This window comes from Allobacillus saliphilus (genome assembly GCF_018138385.1).
GTDB classification, from domain to species: domain Bacteria; phylum Bacillota; class Bacilli; order Bacillales; family Alkalibacillaceae; genus Allobacillus; species Allobacillus saliphilus.
The window spans coordinates 1-594 of the sequence record NZ_JAGSIE010000075.1 but is presented as its reverse complement, the minus strand read 5'-3'; the positions used below and the strand labels follow the sequence as shown (position 1 = coordinate 594).

Annotated in this window: 2 protein-coding genes; both read left to right on the top strand. The window is 46.5% G+C overall.

Annotated elements, in window-relative coordinates:
* The coding region (locus tag KC820_RS13110; protein ID WP_212371707.1) for a hypothetical protein at nucleotides 1-382 on the top strand (382 nt) is incomplete at its 5' end.
* Nucleotides 383-393: 11 nt separating this feature from the next.
* Nucleotides 394-594, top strand: a 201-nt coding sequence (locus KC820_RS13105) for a hypothetical protein (protein ID WP_419466001.1), incomplete at its 3' end; no start/stop codon positions are given.

Below are 594 nucleotides of genomic sequence, written 5' to 3'. Positions count from 1 at the left end.
TAAACCGGGGGCATTGCCCCACTCTGTGGTTTGGCAAAGAGCACCGGAAGAACTGAGAAGGCTGTATGACATCCATTTCAAGGAGGACAACAGGACGTTTGTTCTGTTGCTGGACTATGCCCGAAAAAATGGATTTTCCGGAACGGACATTGTCACGGCATGCAAGGAGCTGACCGGACGTGGTGTCAGAAAGATATCTCCGGACCAGGTAAAGGCCATGCTGCATGGTAGCGTACAGGGAGAGACAGAAGAAACCATGGAACCGCCTGTTCTCCCGGCACAACAGGAGAATATAGAAAGAGAAGCTGTGGATATGCTTGAAGGCATCACGGCGCTCATGACAGGATACAATGAAGTGCATGATATAATACCAACCATTTAAGTTTATAATATATGAAATCAGAAAAAGAAACCATTTATGACTATGCTGCAGAACTGAAGCTTCTGGCCTTTAAAGAGGAACTGGAATGCACCCTTTCATTGGCAGCTGAAGAAAACTGGAACCATCTGCAGTTCTTGACGGAATTGCTTGGAAAGGAAAGCGCCAGGAGAAGGGAGTGTAGAAGAAGATCAAGGATAAGATCTGCGGGATTT